The sequence below is a fragment of the Arenimonas metalli CF5-1 genome (genome assembly GCF_000747155.1).
Classification (GTDB): domain Bacteria; phylum Pseudomonadota; class Gammaproteobacteria; order Xanthomonadales; family Xanthomonadaceae; genus Arenimonas; species Arenimonas metalli.
This window is the reverse complement of sequence record NZ_AVCK01000017.1, coordinates 40,551-56,579: the sequence shown is the minus strand read 5'-3', so window position 1 is coordinate 56,579 and position 16,029 is coordinate 40,551. Positions and strand designations below refer to the sequence as shown.

Annotated in this window: 14 protein-coding genes; 8 read left to right on the top strand and 6 right to left on the bottom strand. The window is 69.7% G+C overall.

From position 1 onward, the window contains the following. Positions 1–25: 25 nt before the first annotated feature. The 3 genes from N787_RS07270 to aceB all read right to left on the bottom strand — a co-directional run bounded on the left by N787_RS07270 (position 26) and on the right by aceB (position 4,188). Complete coding sequence (locus tag N787_RS07270; RefSeq protein WP_169742294.1) at positions 26–1,045, bottom strand: GGDEF domain-containing protein; 1,020 nt, start codon at positions 1,043–1,045, stop codon at positions 26–28. 126 nt (positions 1,046–1,171) lie between these two features. Further along, positions 1,172–2,476, bottom strand: coding sequence for an isocitrate lyase (aceA, locus tag N787_RS07265; protein WP_034212158.1), 1,305 nt, complete (start codon positions 2,474–2,476; stop codon positions 1,172–1,174). 86 nt (positions 2,477–2,562) lie between these two features. After that, positions 2,563–4,188, bottom strand: coding sequence for a malate synthase A (gene aceB / locus N787_RS07260; RefSeq protein ID WP_034212155.1), 1,626 nt, complete (start codon positions 4,186–4,188; stop codon positions 2,563–2,565). A gap of 113 nt (positions 4,189–4,301) precedes the next feature. Between aceB and N787_RS07255 the strand changes: the two genes are divergently transcribed. Further along, a complete protein-coding gene (locus N787_RS07255; protein WP_034212154.1) occupies positions 4,302–5,261 on the top strand; it encodes a LysR family transcriptional regulator in 960 nt (319 codons plus the stop codon). Between the two features lie 84 nt (positions 5,262–5,345). Here N787_RS07255 and N787_RS07250 read toward each other — a convergent pair whose 3' ends face one another. Continuing rightward, positions 5,346–5,933: a lysophospholipid acyltransferase family protein gene (locus N787_RS07250; protein WP_084590690.1), complete on the bottom strand. Its 588-nt coding sequence runs from the start codon at positions 5,931–5,933 to the stop codon at positions 5,346–5,348. After that, positions 5,930–6,355, bottom strand: coding sequence for an alternative ribosome rescue aminoacyl-tRNA hydrolase ArfB (arfB, locus tag N787_RS07245; RefSeq protein WP_034212152.1), 426 nt, complete (start codon positions 6,353–6,355; stop codon positions 5,930–5,932). Before arfB ends, N787_RS07250 begins: the two co-directional genes overlap by 4 nt. Before the next feature lie 125 nt (positions 6,356–6,480). On the opposite strand from arfB, the gene N787_RS07240 reads away from it, so the two are divergent. From N787_RS07240 to plsB, 5 genes are all read left to right on the top strand, one after another. Continuing rightward, on the top strand, positions 6,481–8,463 hold the full coding sequence (locus N787_RS07240) for a UvrD-helicase domain-containing protein (RefSeq protein ID WP_034212150.1): 1,983 nt from the start codon (positions 6,481–6,483) through the stop codon (positions 8,461–8,463). Between the two features lie 185 nt (positions 8,464–8,648). Beyond that, positions 8,649–9,563: a 5'-nucleotidase, lipoprotein e(P4) family gene (locus N787_RS07235; RefSeq protein WP_034212148.1), complete on the top strand. Its 915-nt coding sequence runs from the start codon at positions 8,649–8,651 to the stop codon at positions 9,561–9,563. A gap of 10 nt (positions 9,564–9,573) precedes the next feature. After that, positions 9,574–10,275 carry an orotidine-5'-phosphate decarboxylase gene (gene pyrF / locus N787_RS07230; protein ID WP_034212146.1) on the top strand — a complete coding sequence of 234 codons (702 nt, stop codon included), beginning with the start codon at positions 9,574–9,576 and terminating at the stop codon, positions 10,273–10,275. A 93-nt stretch (positions 10,276–10,368) separates the two neighbouring features. Next, positions 10,369–11,301, top strand: a complete 933-nt coding sequence (locus N787_RS07225; protein ID WP_034212144.1) for a hypothetical protein — start codon at positions 10,369–10,371, stop codon at positions 11,299–11,301. A 14-nt stretch (positions 11,302–11,315) separates the two neighbouring features. After that, positions 11,316–13,874: a glycerol-3-phosphate 1-O-acyltransferase PlsB gene (gene plsB, locus N787_RS07220; RefSeq protein WP_052575246.1), complete on the top strand. Its 2,559-nt coding sequence runs from the start codon at positions 11,316–11,318 to the stop codon at positions 13,872–13,874. A gap of 9 nt (positions 13,875–13,883) precedes the next feature. Here plsB and N787_RS07215 read toward each other — a convergent pair whose 3' ends face one another. Continuing rightward, a complete protein-coding gene (locus N787_RS07215; RefSeq protein WP_034212208.1) occupies positions 13,884–14,090 on the bottom strand; it encodes a YdcH family protein in 207 nt (68 codons plus the stop codon). A gap of 144 nt (positions 14,091–14,234) precedes the next feature. On the opposite strand from N787_RS07215, the gene ttcA reads away from it, so the two are divergent. Both ttcA and N787_RS07205 read left to right on the top strand, forming a co-directional pair. Continuing rightward, positions 14,235–15,116, top strand: coding sequence for a tRNA 2-thiocytidine(32) synthetase TtcA (gene ttcA / locus N787_RS07210; protein ID WP_034212142.1), 882 nt, complete (start codon positions 14,235–14,237; stop codon positions 15,114–15,116). Then, positions 15,116–16,027 (top strand): recombination-associated protein RdgC, encoded by a 912-nt coding sequence (locus N787_RS07205; protein WP_034212140.1) that lies wholly within the window; start codon positions 15,116–15,118, stop codon positions 16,025–16,027. Before ttcA ends, N787_RS07205 begins: the two co-directional genes overlap by 1 nt. Positions 16,028–16,029: the final 2 nt, after the last annotated feature.

The window sequence follows — 16,029 nt, the reverse complement described above, 5'->3', positions numbered from 1 at the left end:
GATCGCTCGCGCGCGGCCAGTGGGATCAGCGGGCGAGGCGCCAGTGGTCGACGCCCTGGCGCTTGGCGTCGTAGAGGGCGCGGTCGGCCTGGCTGTACCAGGTGGACCAGCCGCCCGGGTCCTGGCAGAAGGCGCCGCCGATGCTCACCGACAGGCGATGCTCGCGCAGGCTGGGCAGGCGCAGGCTGCGGATGGCGCTCATCAGGCCGAGGGCGCGGTTGGCCAGTTCGCCGTCGTCGCTGACCCGCAGCACCAACGCGAACTCATCGCCGCCGAGGCGGCAGGGCAGTTCGATCGGGCCCGCCGTGCGGCGCACTTCCTCGGCCACGGCGCGCAGGGCGGCATCGCCGGCCAGGTGGCCGCTGCGGTCGTTGATCTGCTTGAAGTGGTCGATGTCCACCAGCAGCAGCGCCAGCTTCAGGTCGTTCAGGGTCTGGTGGCCCAGCTCGTCCAGGTAGCGGTAGAGGCCGCGGCGGTTGGCCAGGCCGGTGAGGTCGTCGGTGCGGACCAGCTGCTGGGCGACGGTGAGCTCGGTGCGGGTCTGGCGCAGCGTGTCCAGCGTCTGCATCAGGTCTTCGTTGCGGCGCTTGAGGTGCTGGATCAGCTGGTGCTCGCCGGCCACGAGGTAGGCGAAGCTGCGCTGCATGAAGCGGGCGACATGGGCGGGCTCGCGCTCGACCAGGGTCTGGAAGGCCTGCTGGGTGACTTCGTAGAGCACGCCCGGGGTCTCGGCCACGGCACGTGCAAAGCGCTGGTGGCGACCGATGAACACCGCGAGCTCGCCGAAGTACTGGCCGGGGCCGAGCAGCTTGTCGGCCAGGCCGTCGTCGAAGCCGAGCCGCACTTCGCCGGTATCAATAAGGAACATGCTCTGCGCGGACTCGCCGCGCCGGAAGAGCTCCTCGCCAGGCAGCACCGCCCGACTGACTCCCGCGCCGGCAAGGACGCGGAACTCTTCGGGCGACAGCTGCGAGGGAAGCCGGGCGTCGCCGCCACCTGAGGCGGCGGCGGGGGCCTGGCTGCCGGGGAGATCTACGGGGATCACGGGCGGCTCGGCAGGAGGGACTGCCCGAGTGTATCCAAGCCCGGGGGTCGGGGACAGCGACTTTCGTCGCATGTCCCCACCCGGGCCGTACGGCGGGGCACGGCCGGGAAAGTTTTACCCGGTGGCTCAGGCCGCGGCGGCCTTGGCCTCGCCGTGGAACTGCTCTTCCTCGGTCGAACCCTTCAGGGCCGTGGTCGAGCTCTGGCCGCCCTGGATGGCCTGGGTGACCGAATCGAAGTAACCGGTGCCGACTTCGCGCTGGTGCTTCACGGCCGTGAAGCCCTTGTCGGCGGCGGCGAACTCGGCCTCCTGCAGCTCCACGAAGGCGCTCATCTGGTTGCGGGCATAGCCGTACGCCAGGTTGAACATCGAGTAGTTGAGCGAGTGGAAGCCGGCCAGGGTGATGAACTGGAACTTGTAGCCCATGGCCGCCAGCTCCTTCTGGAACTTGGCGATGGTGGCGTCGTCGAGGTTCTTCTTCCAGTTGAAGGACGGCGAGCAGTTGTAGGCCAGCATCTTGCCCGGGTACTTGGCGTGGATGGCGTCGGCGAACTTCTTCGCGAACGCGAGGTCCGGCTTGCCGGTCTCGCACCACACCAGGTCGGCGTAGGGCGCGTAGGCCAGGCCGCGGCTGATGGCCTGGTCGGCGCCCGGGCGGGTCTTGTAGAAGCCCTCGACGGTGCGCTCGCCGGTGCAGAACGGCTGGTCGTTCGGGTCGACGTCGCTGGTGAGCAGGTCGGCCGCCTCGGCGTCGGTGCGGGCGACGATCAGGGTCGGCACGTTCATCACGTCGGCCGCCAGGCGCGCGGCGATCAGCTTCTGGATCGCCTCCTGGGTCGGCACCAGCACCTTGCCGCCCATGTGGCCGCACTTCTTGACGCTGGCCAGCTGGTCCTCGAAGTGCACGCCGGCGGCGCCGGCCTCGATCATCGCCTTCATCAGCTCGAAGGCGTTGAGCACGCCGCCGAAGCCGGCCTCGGCGTCGGCGACGATCGGCTGCAGGAAGTCGATGCTGTCGTTGCCTTCGGCATGGTGCAGCTGGTCGGCGCGCAGCAGGGTGTTGTTGATGCGCTTGACCACCAGCGGCACCGAGTTGGCCGGGTACAGCGACTGGTCCGGATACATCTCGCCGGCGACATTGGCGTCGGCCGCGACCTGCCAGCCGGAGAGATAGATGGCGTTGAGGCCGGCCTTGACCTGCTGCATCGCCTGGTTGCCGGTGAGCGCGCCAAGCGCGTTCACGAAGGGCTTTTCGCCCAGGTACTTCCACAGCTTGTTGGCGCCGAGGCGGGCGAGCGAATGCTCGACGGCGACGGTGCCGCGCAGGCGCACCACTTCCTCGGCGGTGTAGCCGCGCTCGATGCCGGCCCAGCGCGGGTCGGTGGCCCATTCCTTCTTGAGCTGCTCGGCGGTGGGGAGGGTCGTGGTCATGTCGTCGTTCCTTGGTTCAAGTGAAGTGGGAGGTAAACGTTTTCTCCCTCTCCCCTTGGGGAGAGGGCCGGGGAGAGGGGTCGGCTCTAGCCAAGCCGCTCGTAGGCCGGCAGCGTCAGGAACGGCACCAGCTCGTTCGCATGCGTCAGCTCATCGAGCAGCGCGATCGCCTCGTTGATCTTCGAGCCGCCCGGCAGCTTCATCCGGTCGGCCAGCTTCGAGGGCAGGGTCATCAGCGCGCGGTCGAACAGCGAGAAGTCCACCGGCGTGCCGTCGTCGAGGTGCAGGTGGCCGCCGCCGTTGTCGGCCATGTGCAGCCACTGCCAGAGCTGGGCGCGGCCGATCTCGGCGGTGGCGGCGTCTTCCATCAGCCAGTGGATGGGCACGCAGCCCTGGCCGTCGAGCCAGGCGGCGATATAGCGCACGCAGACTTCCACGTTGTTGTCGAAGCCCTTGCGGGTGATCGTGCCCAGGCTCGGGCGGATCAGGTCGTCGCGGGTCACGGCCACGTCCTCGCGGCGCACCTGCTGCTGGTTCGGCGTCGGCATCTTTTCGTCGAAGACCTCGCGAGCCACCGGGATCAGCGCCGGGTGCGCGACCCAGGTGCCGTCGTGGCCGGCATTGGCTTCGCGCAGCTTGTCTGCGCGCACGCGGGCGAGGGCTTCTTCGTTGGCGATCGGGTCGCCGGCGATCGGGATCTGCGCCGCCATGCCGCCCATCGCATGCGCGCCGCGGCGGTGGCAGGTCTGGATCAGCAGCTCGGAGTAGGCCTTGAGGAAGGGCTGGGTCATGCCGACCTGGCCGCGCTCGGGCAGCACGCGGTCGCGGTGGCGGCGGAAGGTCTTGAGGTAGCTGAAGATGTAGTCCCAGCGGCCGCAGTTCAGGCCGGCGATGCGGCCGCGCAGCGCGTGCAGGATCTCGTGCATCTCGAACACCGCGGGCAGCGTTTCGATCAGCACCGTCACCTTCATCGTGCCCACCGGCAGGCCGAGGCGCACTTCAGTGAAAGCCAGCACGTCGTCCCACAGCGCGGCTTCTTCCATGCTCTCGAGCTTGGGCAGGTAGAAGTACGGGCCGCGGTCCTTCGCATGCAGGCCGGCGGCGTTGTGGAAGGCGAACAGGCCGAGGTCGAACAGGCTGCCGCTCATGCGCTGGCCGTCGACCAGCACGTGCTTCTCGTCGAGGTGCCAGCCGCGCGGGCGGACGATCAGCACGGTCTTCGAGGTCGCATCGAGCACGTAGTGCTTGCTGCCGTCCGGCGCCATCCAGTCGAGCTGGCCGGTCACGGCCTTGCGCAGCGCGCGCTGGCCGACCAGCAGGTTCTCCCAGGTCGGGCAGGTGCTGTCCTCGAAGTCGGCCATGTAGCAGTTGGCGCCCGAGTTCAGTGCGTTGATGACCATCTTCGGGTCGACCGGGCCGGTGATCTCGACGCGGCGGTCCTGCAGGGCGGCCGGCAGGGGCGCCACGGTCCAGTCGCCATCCCGGATCCCGCGGGTGTCCTCGCGGAAATCGGGCAGCGCGCCGGCGTCGAAGCGGGCCTGGCGCTGGGCGCGGGCCGCGAGGCGCTGCTGGCGGGTGGGCTCGAAGGCGCGGTGCAGGTCGACCAGGAAGGCTTGGGCGGCCGGGGTCAGCAGGTCTTCCTGGCCGGCCAGGCGCGGGCCGGTGAGCGAAAGGGGCGGAACGGTGCGGGCTGCGTCTCCGGCCATGGCCATGACTCCTGAGGGATTCGATGGACCGAACCTAGGCGTCGGAATGGACTTTGACAAAACATATGTTTTGATACTTAGTATTAGCCTTGCTTATACCTGCTTCGGAACAAGGGCTTATGGCCACCGGCAACCCGCGCTTCTACTACAAGGGCGACCGCCTGAAGCCGCTCCGGGCCTTCTGCCAGGTGGCCCGGCTCGGGTCGGTGTCGCGCGCGGCCGAGGCGCTGTTCCTCAGCCAGCCGGCGGTGACCCTGCAGCTGCAGGCGCTGGAGCGGGAGCTGGGCACGGCCCTGTTCGAGCGGATCGGCCGGCGCTTCAGCCTGACCCGGGAAGGCCAGGTGCTGTACGAGATCGCCCGGCCGCTGGTCGAGGGCCTGGACGGGCTGGACGGGGAGTTCCGCAGCAAGATCAAGGGCCTGCAGGCCGGCGAGCTGCACGTGGCGGCCGGCAGTTCGACCATCCTCTACCTGCTGCCCAAGCTGGTGCAGGCCTTCCGGGCCCAGCACCCGGAGGTGCAGCTGGTGCTGCACAACGTCACGGGTCAGGACGGCCTGGGCCTGCTGCGCTCGGACGGCGTCGACCTGGCCGTGGGCTCGATGCTGGACGTGCCGACCGACCTGGCCTACGCGCCGGTCTATTCCTTCGACCCGATGCTGATCTGCCCGCCCGGGCACCCGCTGGCGGACAAGCCCGACCTCAAGCTCGAGGACCTGTCGCCCTACGGCCTGATCCTGCCGCCGCGGCGCCTGACCACCTACCGGCTGGTGGACCTGGTGTTCCAGCAGCGGCGCGTGCCCTACACGGTGGCGCTGGAGGTCGGCGGCTGGGAGGTGATCAAGCAGTACGTGGCGATGGGCCTCGGCATCTCGATCGTCACCAGCATCTGCCTCACCGAGGCCGACGAGCAGCGGCTGGTAGCGCGCAACCTCGGCGACTACTTCCCGCCGCGCAGCTACGGCGTGGTGATGCGCAAGGGCAAGTACCTCAGCCCGCAGGCGCGCGCCTTCATCGACCTGGTCAAGCCCGGCCTGTTCGAGCGCCGCGACTACTTCGACGCCGGCCACTCCGAACGCTGACCGCTCCTGTAGGAGGGCCTTCAGGCCCGAAGCTTTTCGGCGAACAGCTTCGGGCCTGAAGGCCCTCCTACAGGAAGCCCGGGCTCAGAGCGTGTCGCGGTTCTTGCCCATGTGCGGCCGGTAGATGGCGCGGATGCGGGCCATGTCGGCCTCGTAGTCATCGCCCGGGTGGAACAGCTGGTCGAGCAGGATCTGCTTCGACGGATAGTGGAAGGCGGCGCAGAACACTGGAACACCGGCCTGGCGGGCAATCCGCCAGAAGCCAGGCTTCCAGCGCTCGACGCGCTTGCGGGTGCCTTCCGGGGCGAGCACGAACCACATGCGCTCGGCATTGCGGATCTCGGCCGCCGTCTGTTCGACGATGCCGCCGGGCGCGCTGCGGTCCACCGGATGGCCGCCGAACTTGCGCAGCAGCCAGCCCAGCGGGCCGCGGAACAGCTCGGCCTTGGCGATGAAAGTGATGTCCACGCCCATCGCCAGCTTGGCGGCCAGCCCCCAGACCGCATCCCAACCCGAAGAGTGCGGGGCGACGATCACCACGATCTTGGGCAGGTCGGGCCAGTCGCCTTCGATGCTCCAGCCGCCCAGGCGCAGCAGGCTGCGGCCCAGCCAGCGGCCGAAGGCGCTGCCGTTGCGCGGCGCGGAGGGCGGCATCACCGGGATGCGGGTCATTCCTTGTCCCAGCCGCTGCTGCGGCGCTGCTGCTTCACGGTGGAGCGCTCGCGCTTGGCGCCGAGCCGGCGCTCCTTCGAGCCCTTGGTGGGTTTGGTGGCGATGCGCTTCTTCGGCGGCACCAGCACGGCGGCGATCAGCGCGGCCAGGCGCTCGCGGGCGTCCTCGCGGTTGCGGTCCTGGGTGCGGAAGCGCTGGGCGCTGAGCACCAGCACGCCCTCGTCGGTCAGGCGGCGGTCGCGGCGGGCCAGCAGGCGCGCGCGCACGGGCTCGGGCAGCGAGGGCGAGTTCACCACGTCGAAGCGCAGCTCGACCGCGGTGGCGACCTTGTTCACGTTCTGCCCGCCCGGGCCGCTCGAGCGCACGAAGCGCTCGACCAGCTCGTCGTCGGGAATGGCCAGCGTAGGAGAGACCTGCAGCATCGCCAGATTGTAAAGCGGTACCGGGTTCATTTTCTTTCTCCGTGAGACTGGTCCGGCCCCCGGAACCGGGCCAGTCTCACGGAGAAAGAAAATGAACCCGGTACCGCTTTACAATCCCCGGCCTCATGCATGGCCTTAATCCTCCCCAGAAAGAAGCGGTCGCCTACGTCGGCGGCCCCCTGCTCGTGCTGGCCGGTGCGGGCAGCGGCAAGACGCGGGTGATCACCGAGAAGATCGCCCACCTGATCGCCACCGGGCGGCACGAGGCGCGGCACATCGCCGCCATCACCTTCACCAACAAGGCCGCGCGGGAAATGCGCGAGCGCGTCGCCAAGCGCGTGAAGGGCGAGGCCGCCGAAGGCCTGATGGTCACCACCTTCCACTCCCTAGGCCTGCGCTTCCTGCAGATCGAGCATGAGCGCGCGAAGCTGCGCCGCGGCTTCTCGATCTTCGACGGCGACGACCAGATGGCAATCATCAAGGACCTGGCCACGCCGGGCCTGAAGAACGACGCCCTGTACTCGATCCAGAACCTGATCAGCGCCGCCAAGAACAACGCCCTCTCGCCCGAACAGGCCGCCGAGGCCGCCCGCTCGGCCCGCGAGCGCGAGGCCGCCGGCCTCTACGCCCGCTACCAGGCCCGCCTGCAGGCCTTCAACGCGGTCGATTTCGACGACCTGATCCGCCTGCCGCTGACCCTGCTGGAAGCCGACCCCGACCTCGCCGCCGGCTGGCGCGAGCGCATCCGCTACCTGCTGGTGGACGAGTGCCAGGACACCAACGGCGCCCAGTACCGGCTGCTGCGCCAGCTGGCCGGCACCAAGGGCAACATCACCTGCGTCGGCGACGACGACCAGAGCATCTACGCCTGGCGCGGCGCCCAGCCCGAGAACCTCGACCTGCTCGGCCAGGACTACCCGAACCTCAAGGTCATCAAGCTCGAGCAGAACTACCGCTGCACCAGCCGCATCCTGCGCTGCGCCAACACCCTGATCGCCAAGAACCCGCACGCCCACCTCAAGCAGCTCTGGAGCCAGCACGGCGACGGCGAGCCGGTGCGGGTGTGGGCCTGCACCAACAACGAACACGAGGCCGAGCGCGTCGCCGCCGAGATCCACTACCTGCACCAGGCCAAGGAAATCCCCTGGGGCGAGTTCGCGATCCTGTTCCGAGGCAACCACCAGTCGCGGCCGCTGGAAAAAGCGCTGCAGCTGCTGCGCATCCCCTACCACCTCACCGGCGGCACCAAGTTCCTCGACCGCGCCGAGGTGAAGGACGCGCTGTGCTGGCTGCAGGTGCTGGCCAACCCCGACAACGACGCGGCCTTCCTGCGCGCGATCGCCTCGCCCAAGCGCGAGGTCGGCGCGACCACGCTCGAGAAGCTCGCGGCGATGGCGCAGCAGGCCGGCCTGCCGATGTCGGTGGCGGCCGGGCAGATTGGCTTCCTGAAGCAGCTGACCCCGCGCGCGGCCGCCGGCCTCGACGAGTTCAGCCGCATCGTCGACAAGCTGCGCGACGCCGCCGAGAAAGTGACGCCGGCCGAGCTGGTGCCCATGCTGGCCGAGCAGAGCGGCCTGCTGGCGATGGTGCGCAGCCAGTGCAAGGACGAGGCCAGCTTCCTGCGCCGCAAGGCCAACCTCGAGGAGCTGGCCTCGTGGTTCGAAGGCGCCCGCGGCGGCGGCCCGGGCGAGCTGGCCGCGCAGCTGGCCCTGCTCTCGAACGCCGACCGCGGCGAGCCCGGCAACGCCGTGCGCCTGATGAGCCTGCATGCGGCGAAGGGCCTGGAGTTCCGCGCCGTCTTCGTGGTCGGCTGCGAGGACGGCAACCTGCCGCACGAGGCCAGCCTCGAGGAGAACCGCCTCGAGGAAGAGCGCCGCCTGATGTACGTCGGCATCACCCGCGCCAAGGAGCGCCTGTACCTTTCGCACAGCGCCGAGATCAAGCGCTGGGGCAGCGTCGACCACCTGCTGCCGAGCCGCTTCCTCGATGAACTGCCGCAGGGCGACCTGCTCCGCGACGGCACCGACCCGGAGCGCGAGACCGCGGAGAAGAAGCAGCGCGGCCGCGCCCACATGGACGCCATCGCCGCCCTGTTCGGCGACGGCTGAAAAGCGGGGTCCAAGGAACGGGGTCAGGTTCAATTCCCGTGAATGGCATCGGGCTCCCAGGCACGGGTGGTGGGCAGCGGGGAAGTGGACCTGACCCCGTTCTTCTGGCTCGCTCCTGGCCCCCTGTCATGACCCCACCACCCGACCCCGGTAAACTCCGCGCCATTACGAACGGACGCCCGACCATGACCCTGACCAAGACCCTCGCCGTCTCCGCCCTCGCCCTCGCGCTGGCCGCCTGCCAGGCGATGCCCGTGCGCGAGGCGCCCGTCGCCGCACCGGCCGCCCCGGCGCCGACCGCCCAGCCGGCGCCCGCCGCCGGCCCCGGCCACAACGACAACCTCAACGCCGTCGCCTGGGTGCAGGCTTCGCTGGAATACCGCCTGCTGGCCGGCCAGACCTACCGCAGCGCGCTCTACCAGCTCGACCGCGCGCTGAAGACGCCGGACTGGGACGCGCTGACCCCGGACGAGCGCCTGGCGCCGGTCGACGGCCTGCCGCCGGCGGTGATCGTGGACATCGACGAGACCGTGCTGGACAACTCGCCCTACCAGGCCCGCCTGGTCCGCGACGGCGCCTTCTACGACGAAGTCACCTGGGACGCCTGGGTGCGCGAAGAGAAGGCCAAGCCGGTCCCGGGCGCGCTCGAGTTCGCCCAGGCCGCGGCCGCCCGCGGCGTCACCGTGTTCTACCTGAGCAACCGCGCGGCGCACCTCGAGGAGCCGACCCTGGTGAACCTGCGCGAGCTCGGCTTCCCGATCGAATCCGGCACCCAGTTCCTGGGCCTGGGCTTCTTCGTCGAGGACTGCGAGCAGGAAGGCTCCGAGAAGGGCTGCCGCCGCAAGCACGTCTCCAAGAGCCACCGGGTGCTGATGCAGTTCGGCGACCAGATCGGCGACATGGTCACCATCTCGGCCAACACCCCGGCCGGCCGCGAGCAGGCCATGGCGCCCTACGCCGCCTGGATCGGCGAGCGCTGGTTCGTGCTGCCCAACCCGACCTACGGCAGCTGGGAGCCGGCGCTGTTCAACAACGCCTGGACCCTGCCCGAGGCCGAGCGCCGCCAGATGAAGCTCGACGCGCTGGACTACGCCGAGTAAGCCGACGCCCATGCCCGCCGTCCGCGATCGCCTGATCTTCGCCCTCGACGTTTCCACCGCCGCCGAGGCCCGCGCCTGGGTCGACCGGCTGGGCGACAGCGTGTCCTTCTACAAGATCGGCATGGAGCTGCTGACCAGCGGCGACTACTTCCGGGTGCTGGAGGAGCTGGCCGGGCGGGGCAAGCAGGTGTTCGTGGACCTGAAGTTCCACGACGTGCCGGCCACCGTCGGCGCGACGATCAGGGGCCTGGCCCGCTACCCGGTCTCGTTTTGCACCATCCACGGCCAACATGACGGCATGATGCGTGCCGCTTCGCAGGAGAAGGGCGATATCAAGCTCCTGGCGGTGACCGTGCTGACCTCGATGGATCGCAGCGATCTTCGGCAATTGGGCATCGATCGTGAGCCATCCGAGGTGGTGCTGGAGCGCGCCGCCGCGGCCCGGGCCGCCGGCTGCGACGGTGTCATCGCCTCGGGCCAGGAAGCCGCCGCCCTGCGCCAGGCCAACGGGCCGGGCTTCCTGATCGTCTGCCCTGGCATCCGCCCGGCCGGCCCGGCCGGGGACGACCAGAAGCGCACCGTGGACGTGCCGCAGGCCTTCGCGGCCGGCGCCGACCACATCGTCGTGGGCCGACCGATCCGCCAGGCCGCCGACCCCGCGGCCGCCGCCGAGGCCATCCAGGCCCAGATCGCCCGGGTCTTCGCGGCCTGAAGCGGGGCTGGCCGGGAAACCGGCCCGACCCCGGGCCCGGAGCCCCGATCTGCTAGATTCAGCGCCCCAGACCCGTCCAAGACGCCTGACCGCATGACCCCAAGACTGCCCCTGCGGGCCCTGCTCGCCCTGCTGTTGTTCGCCCTGGTGCTGGTCGCCTGCAAGCGCGAGACGCCGGCCGACCAGGCGCGCGCGCCCGGCGACCCGGTCGAGGCGGTCGAGTCCATGGCCGCCGCGCTGCGCCAGAACGACCTGGTGCGCTACGGCCACCTGAGCCTGCCGCCCGACCTGCACGCCCGCAGCGCCGCCCTCTGGGACCGCCGCGCCGCCGAGGCCGAACCGGCCTCGGACGAGGACGCCGAGAAGTACGACCGCCTGATGGCCCGCCTGCTCGCCCCCGGCGCCGAGGAAGACCTGGCCCGCGACCTGGACCAGCAGCTGGCCCGGCTCGAACAGGAGATCGGCGGCCAGTGGCCGCTGATGCAGGCCACCGCCACCATCTTCCTGACCGCCGCCATCCAGGCCAACACCGAGCTGAGCGAGGACGAGAAGGCGCACGGCGCCGAAGTCGCCACCCAGCTGATCGACTGGGCGGACCCGGCCCTGTTCACCGACCGCGAGCGCGGCCGCCAGGCCATCGCCGTCGCCGTGGACACCGCCCGTGAGCTGCAGCTGCCCACCCTCGCCGAGGCCCGCGCGCTCACCCACGGCCCGGCCATGGAAAAGGCCGGCATCGCCCTGGCTGGCACCAAGTCGCTGCTGCGCGTGTACGGCCTGGACCTGGACGCCATGCTGGATGGCGTCGATGCCGAGCTGGTGTCCGCCGAGGGCGACACCGCCACCGTGAAGGTCAGCTACCCGCTGCAGGGCAAGACCGTGGCCTTCGAGATGGAGATGCTGCGCCGCGACGGCGCCTGGTACGGCGCCAATGCCGTCCGCGACGCCGAGGCCGAGCTGGCCGAGGCGGAAGCCGGGATCGCCGACCTGGCCGCGCCGGCCTCCGACGGCGACGGCGCCGCCCGCTAAGCCACGGACCGCCCATGGACGCCACGCCCTCCCCGGCCGCCCCGCCGCCGCGCCCGACCGCGAAGCCGCCCCTGTGGGCGCGCTTCATGGAAAAGCTGCTGCAGCCCTGGATCGAGATCCACCGCGAGCCCGCCACCCCGCCTTTCGACCTCGACCGGCCGATCTGCTACGTCATCGAGACCTACGGGCTGTCGAACACCCTGATCCTGGACCGCGCCTGCCGCGAGGCCGGCCTGCCCTCGCCGCTGGCGGCGCTGCCGGGCGACCCGCTCGGCCGCAAGCGCGCCTACGTGGCGCTGTCGCGCCGCCGCGCCGGCCTGTTCGGGCGGCCCAAGAACCGCAGCCATTCCGACGCCCTCTCGCGCCTGCTGATGGCGCACCGGCTGTACCCGGACCAGGACGTGCAGCTGGTGCCGGTCTCGATCTTCGTCGGCCGCGCGCCGGCGCGGCAGTCGGGCTGGTTCTCGGTGCTGTTCTCGGAGAACTGGGCGCTGGTCGGCCGCTTCCGCCGCCTGCTGGCGATCCTGCTCAACGGCCGCGACACCGTGGTGCAGTTCTCGCCCGGCGTGCGCGTCTGGGAAATCCTGGGCGAGGAGCTGCCGCACGAGCGCCAGGTGCGCAAGGTCAGCCGCGTGCTGCGCGCGCACTTCCGCCGCATCAAGACCGCCGTCATCGGGCCCGACCTCTCCACCCGCCGCCTGCTGGTGGACCGCGTACTCGACGCCGAACCCGTTCGCAAGTCGATCACCGACCAGGCCCGCAAGGACGGCACGGAATACCTCGAGGCCTGGAAGAAGGCGCATCGTTTCGCCTGGGAAATCGCCGCCGACTACTCCAACCCGGTGGTGCGCTCGGCCTCGTTCGCGCTCACCGGCTTCTGGAACCGCATCTACGACGGCGTCAACGTCAACCACCTCGACACGCTCAAGCAGGTCGCGCCCGGGCATGAAGTGGTCTACGTGCCCTGCCACCGCAGCCACATGGACTACTTGCTGCTGAGCTACCTGCTGTACACGCGCGGCATCGTGCCGCCGCACATCGTGGCCGGCATCAACCTCAACATGCCGGTGATCGGGCCGATCCTGCGCCGCGGCGGCGCGTTCTTCATCCGCCGCTCGATCAAGGGCAATGCGCTCTACGCCGCGGTGCTGGGCGAATACGTGGCGCAGCTGGTCGGCGAAGGCTTCTCGCTCGAGTACTTCATCGAGGGCGGGCGCTCGCGCACCGGCCGCCTGCTGCAGCCCAAGGGCGGCATGATCGTGATGACCATCAAGGCCTTCCTGCGCGCGCCGCGGCGGCCGGTGGTGTTCCAGCCGGTGTACATCGGCTACGAGAAGCTGATCGAGGGCAAGAGCTACCTCGACGAGCTGACCGGCCAGCCCAAGGAAAAGGAAACCATCTGGGCCCTGCTCAAGGCCGGCGCCGGCATCCTGCGCCAGCACTACGGCAAGGTGGCGGTGAACTTCGGCGAGCCGATCTTCCTGGACGACGTGCTGGCCCGGCACGCGCCCGACTGGCGCGAGCGCAGCGCCGACCCCGAGGACAAGCCGACCTGGATCAACCCGGCCGTGGCCGAGCTGGCCCAGCAGATCCAGGTCAACATCAACCGCGCCGCCGACGTGAACCCCGTGAACCTGCTGGCCCTGGCCCTGCTGGCCACGCCCAAGCACGCGATGTCCGAGGCCGACCTGCTGGCCCAGCTGGCGCTGTCGAAGAAGCTGCTGGCGAAGCTGCCGTATTCCGACCGCGTCACGGTGACGGCGATGGAGCCGGCCGAGATGATCGCCTACGGCGAGAAGATCGGCGTGCTGACCCGCACCGTGCACCCGCTGGGCGACGTGATCAGCATCGAGGGCGAGACCGCGGTGCTGCAGAGCTACTTCCGCAACAACGTGCTGCACCTGTTCGCGGCCGCGAGCTGGGTGGCGCTGTGCTTCCAGAACAACCGCCGCATGAGCCGCTCGGGCCTGCTGCGGCTGGGCCGCACGATCTATCCGTTCGTGCAGGAGGAGCTGTTCCTGCCGTGGACGCCGGAGGAATTCGCCGCGCGTCTGGACGCCACGCTGGACCTGTTCGTGGCCGAGGGCCTGCTCAGCGTCGCCAGCGAGGACGAGGGCGGCTACCTCACGCGCGGCCCGGGACAGACCGACGAAGTGTTCCGCCTGCGCGTGGTCTCGCACAGCCTGCAGCAGGCCTTCGAGCGCTACTTCATCGCCATCACCACGCTGGTCAAGAACGGCCCGCGCACGCTCAGCGCCGGCGAGCTCGAGACCCTGTGCCAGCTGACCGCGCAGCGCCTGAGCCTGCTGTACGCGCCGGCGGCGCCGGAGTTCTTCGACAAATCGCTGTTCCGCGGCTTCATCCAGAAGCTGCGCGAGCTCAAGCTGGTCTGGATCTGCCCGGACGGCAAGCTCGACTTCGACGAGACGATGATGGTCTGGGAAAAAGACGCCAAGGTGGTGCTGGGCCGCGACCTGCGCCACACCATCTCCAAGCTCTCGCCCGAGGCGGTGAGCCGGGCCACCGGCACCCAGAAGGCGCTGCCGGCGAAGACGGGCTCGACCGAGGCCTGAGCCCGCGGCTCAGGCGTCGAGGTCGGGGATCAGCCGGCTCTCGAGCGCGGCGATCATGTCCTTGATCTTGAGCTTGCGCTTCTTCAGGCGCTTGATGGCCAGTTCGTCGGCCTCGATGCTGGCGGCGAGCCGGCCGATCACCTCGTCGAGGTCGCGGTGCTCGACCTTGAGCTCGACCAACTGCGCGGCAATCCTGGCAAGGTCTTCGTCGGCCATCGGCATCTCCGGTTCGCCCGCAGCTTAACCCTTCACCGCGACTTGTAGGAGGGCCTTCAGGCCCGAAGCCTTTCGCCGAAAAGCTTCGGGCCTGAAGACCCTCCTACAGTCCCTCCCATAGGGAAAGCGACTAAAATGGCCGGCATGACGCTTCCCCTCCACGACCCCCTGCCGCGCAAGGCCAGCCACGAGCGCCACAAGCTGGCGAAGCGGCTGCGCCGCCAGGTCGGCCAGGCCATCGCCGACTACGGGATGATCGAGGAGGGCGACAAGGTGATGGTCTGCCTGTCCGGCGGCAAGGACAGCTACACCATGCTCGACATCCTGCTGCAGCTGCAGAAGAAGGCGCCGGTGCGCTTCGAGCTGGTGGCGGTGAACCTCGACCAGAAGCAGCCTGGCTTCCCGGAGCACGTGCTGCCCGACTACCTGCGCTCGATCGGCGTGGCCTTCACCATCATCGAGCAGGACACCTACTCGGTGGTCAAGCGCGTGGTGCCCGAGGGCAAGACCATGTGCTCGCTGTGCTCGCGCCTGCGCCGCGGCGCGCTGTACCGGCACGCCAAGGAGAACGGCTTCACCAAGATCGCGCTGGGCCACCATCGCGACGACCTGGTGGCGACCTTCTTCATGAACCTGTTCCACCACGCCAAGCTGGCCTCGATGCCGCCCAAGCTGGCCAGCGACGACGGCGAGCACGTGGTGATCCGCCCGCTGATCACCTGCCGCGAGGCCGACCTGATCGAGTACGCCGACTGGAAGCAGTTCCCCATCATCCCCTGCACGCTCTGCGGCTCGCAGGAGAACCTGCAGCGCAAGCAGGTAGGAAGAATGCTGGCCGCGTGGGAGAAGGAAAGCCCGGGCCGCATCGAAACCATCGCCAAGGCGCTGGCCGACGTGCGACCCTCGCAGCTGGCCGACGCCAGCCTGTTCGACTTCGCCGCCCTCGGCCGCCACTCCGACGCGCCCCTGCCCGACGCCCACGCCTGGCTCGCCGGCGACCCCGATACTTCTGCACTGGAAACTTGATGTTCTTTCGTAATTTGACGTTTTTCCGCTTCCCGACCACCGTCGCCAAGTCCCTCGCTGAACTCGATGCCCGCCTGGAGGAGTGCCGGCTCAAGCCGGTCGGTCCGTCCGAGCTGATGTCGCGCGGCTTCATCCCGCCCTTCGGCCGCGACGCCGAGGCGATGAGCCACCGCGTCGGCGACGCGATCTGGATCACCCTCGGCGGCGAAGACCGCCTGCTGCCCGGCGCCGTCGTCAACGACGAGCTGGGCAAGCGCATCGCCGCGATGGAGGAGAAGGAGGGTCGCAAGCTCGGCGGCCGCGCCCGCAAGCGGCTCAAGGAAGACCTGGTGATGGAGCTGCTGCCGCGCGCCTTCGTGCGGCCGGTGCAGACCAACGCCACGCTCGACCTGCAGCACGGCTTCATCGCCGTGGACGCGAGCTCGAAGAAGTCGGCCGAGTCGGTGGTGTCCGAGCTGCGCCACGCGCTCGGCAGCTTCCCGGCGCTGCCGCTGAACGCCGAAGTGTCGGCGCGCGCCGTGCTCACCGGCTGGATCGCCGGCGAGCCGCTGCCGGCCGGCCTGGTGCTGGGCGACGAGTGCGAGCTCAAGGACCCCATCGACGGCGGCGCGGTGGTGAAGTGCCAGCGCCAGGAGCTGCTGTGCGACGAGATCAAGAAGCACCTGGAGTCCGGCAAGCAGGTCAGCAAGCTGGCGCTGGTGCTCGACGACCACGTCAGCTTCGTGCTCGGCGACGACCTGGTGGTGCGCAAGCTCAAGTTCCTCGACGGCGTCGTCGACCAGCTCGAAGGCACCGAACGCGACGGCCTGCACGCCGAACTCGACGCCCGCTACGCGCTGATGGCCGGCGAGCTCAAGCGCCTGTTCGCCGTGCTCGAGCCGGCCCTGAAGCTCAGCCCCGCCGAGGCCTGAGC